This window comes from Micromonospora sp., assembly GCF_048594385.1.
Classification (GTDB): domain Bacteria; phylum Actinomycetota; class Actinomycetes; order Mycobacteriales; family Micromonosporaceae; genus Micromonospora; species Micromonospora wenchangensis.
The window spans coordinates 1-2,436 of sequence record NZ_JBMDWU010000606.1; the positions used below are offsets into that span (position 1 = coordinate 1).

The window sequence follows — 2,436 nt, forward strand, 5'->3', positions numbered from 1 at the left end:
CACCGCGTCACCCCCTGAACCCCGCAGCTCCTGCCCCGGTCGGCGGCTCAGACACGGGTCGGCGGATGCCGGTTCCAGCGGCGGCACGGCGATCCGGCTGCGGCACGGCGACCGGGAAAGGGGTCAGCGGTCCGGCGGGCGAACCCAGGTGAGGAAGCGATCGGTCACGTCGATCCGGCGACCGTTGTCGAGCTGCGTCAGGTGTTCGGTCGCCTCCACCGACAGGCTGGCCAGTAGGGCGAGCAGTCCGGGCCGGTCGCCGTCGTACCTGGCGAGGAGGGCGAGTTTCGCCTCCCCGCACGGCCACGGGTTCGCGTCGACCCGGCACAGCCAGATCGGTCGCAGCGGCGTGTGCCGGCCGGGCAGCGGCCCGGTCACGATGTCCCCGCCGACCCGGACGCCCGTGCCCGGCCGGGCCGCGCGTCCCGGGGGACCGCCGTCCCCCGCCGCGAGACCGTCGCCCCACCCCGCCGGGCCGGGGGAGCCGGGACAGTCCGGGCGGGGGCGCGGTCCGACTGCGGGGCTGGCCGGCGCGCACCCGCCGGCATCAGGAACAGGGTCCGCCGCCGCACTGCGTCGCCGACAGCATTCAGCTGGTATGCATCGATCCACACCCATCCGTCGTACGTGTGCCAGTCGGCCAGCACCCGGATGACCCGGACCGTGATCGGCCGGATGAACTGCACGCTGGCGGTACGCGACAGGTGCAGCACCTCGCCCGGCCTGAGCTGCGGGGCGGTCACCTGGGCCCCTGGTTCCGGCTGAACGCCCAGCGGTGCGGCGGCACGATGCCGGTCATCCGCCCCGGCCCCCGGTACGGCGGGACGAACGGCCCGATCGGTCCCGGCACGATCGGGCGCGCGGGCGGCCCGGGTTCGGGCGCGGGCGTCGGGTCGGGTACGGGCTTCGGCCTCTGCTCGGGTTTCGGCTTCTCCCTGGGCACGGCGTCTCCTCTGCGTCGGTGTGTCCGCGTCGGGGTGGAGGAGGGGCCGGCCGCCCTTCCACGGACGGCCCCTCCGGCAGACGCCGTCGCCAGCCCTCGACCACTACCGACAGCGCCGCCCCGGTGACACTCTGATGTGGAGGCCACTAGTCTCGGAAGGTGCGATGGGGGTTCGGGCTGAGCCGGATGAGGAACCGCCGAGCAGGTGGCGGCATGAATAGTCGATCTTCAGATTGGGGCGCCGTGCATGGCTGACGTACCAGATCCGCTCGCCGACTTCGTCGTTGCCGAGATCCGCCGTGCCCGGGGTGCCGCCGGCATGACGCAGGAGACGTTCGGGCGGGGCGCCGGATTCAGCGCATCGCACGTCAGTGCCGTCGAGGGGGGCACCCGGGCGCTGACCCTGGACTTCGTCAAGGGAGCTGACCGGGCGCTCAGCACCGGTGGGCTCTTCGAGCGGCTGGTGAGCAAGCTCGGCACACCATCGTGGTTCCTGCCGTGGCTCGACGCCGAACGCAACGCGACCCAACTCAGGTATTTCGAGCCGAACCTGATTCCCGGCCTACTACAAACCGAGGCCTACGCCCGCGCGGTGCTGAGACTCGATCCGCGTCTGACCGACAGCGAAGTGGATCGTCGAGTGGCGGCACGCCTGGAACGACAGCACGTCCTGGACCGGGTTGACCCACCCCAGCTCGTCGCGGTGATCGACGGAGGTGCAGTCCAGCGCGCCGGTGAGGGCTTCGAGAAACTGATGGCCGAGCAACTCGACCACCTTGTAGCTTGTGCGGAACGACCGAATATCAGCATCCACATCGTGCCCGCCGACGTTGTTTTCTATGCAGGGCTTTCCGGCCCACTGTCACTCGCGCATCTGGGTGATGGCGGTTGGGTTGGACACCTCGAAAGCCAGTTGGGCGGCAATGTCCTGAGCCAGCCGGCAGACCTGGCTACGCTCTTCGAGCGGTGGGAGAGCATCCGGAACGAGGCGCTACCACGACGGCAGTCGTTAGACCTGATCATGGGAGTTGCAGGCCAATGAACCTGACTGATGCACGGTGGCGGAAGTCCACCCGAAGTGGCACCAGCGGTGGGAACTGTGTCGAGGTTGCCGACAACCTTCCCGGCGCGGTCGCCGTACGGGACTCCAAGGACCCGGACGGGCCGGCCCTGACGTTCGCCCCCACCTCGTGGCGCACGTTCGTCGCCGGGCTGGCCGATCGCGCCTGACCGACCTGCCCGGTGACATGCCTGCCCCGAGATCCGGGGTAGGCATCTCGCGTCAGGGAACGACCCGGCATACCGCCTCTGAACTGCCCGGCCCGGTCGGTCGAGAGCATGGGGCGGCTATCACTCCGAGCAGGTGTCGACCGTCTCCGCTCCAACACCATGCCACTGACAGCCGTATTCCTGTCAGGCAAAAATATCACTGCAAGTCATATTTCTCTTCGAGACCACCTAGCCCCGACCACCCTCACCGACAGTGACCCCGC

The 2,436-nt window shown here is 69.7% G+C and carries 3 protein-coding genes; 2 read left to right on the top strand and 1 reads right to left on the bottom strand.

Translation table 11 applies throughout. From position 1 onward, the window contains the following. Nucleotides 1-123: 123 nt before the first annotated feature. The gene (locus tag ACOJTC_RS31515; protein ID WP_420119611.1) at nucleotides 124-378 is read right to left on the bottom strand and encodes a flavin reductase; all 255 of its coding nucleotides are present in this window, start codon (nucleotides 376-378) and stop codon (nucleotides 124-126) included. An 812-nt stretch (nucleotides 379-1,190) separates the two neighbouring features. On the opposite strand from ACOJTC_RS31515, the gene ACOJTC_RS31520 reads away from it, so the two are divergent. Next, a complete protein-coding gene (locus ACOJTC_RS31520; RefSeq protein ID WP_420119612.1) occupies nucleotides 1,191-1,985 on the top strand; it encodes a helix-turn-helix domain-containing protein in 795 nt (264 codons plus the stop codon). Then, nucleotides 1,982-2,173 (top strand): DUF397 domain-containing protein, encoded by a 192-nt coding sequence (locus ACOJTC_RS31525; RefSeq protein ID WP_420119613.1) that lies wholly within the window; start codon nucleotides 1,982-1,984, stop codon nucleotides 2,171-2,173. Before ACOJTC_RS31520 ends, ACOJTC_RS31525 begins: the two co-directional genes overlap by 4 nt. The last annotated feature ends 263 nt before the right edge of the window (nucleotides 2,174-2,436 follow it).

Coding starts and splice junctions, on each gene's coding strand:
- ACOJTC_RS31520 (WP_420119612.1), top strand. CDS start 1,191: ATGGCTGACGTACCAGATCCGCTCGCCGACTTCGTCGTTGCCGAGATC.
- ACOJTC_RS31525 (WP_420119613.1), top strand. CDS start 1,982: ATGAACCTGACTGATGCACGGTGGCGGAAGTCCACCCGAAGTGGCACC.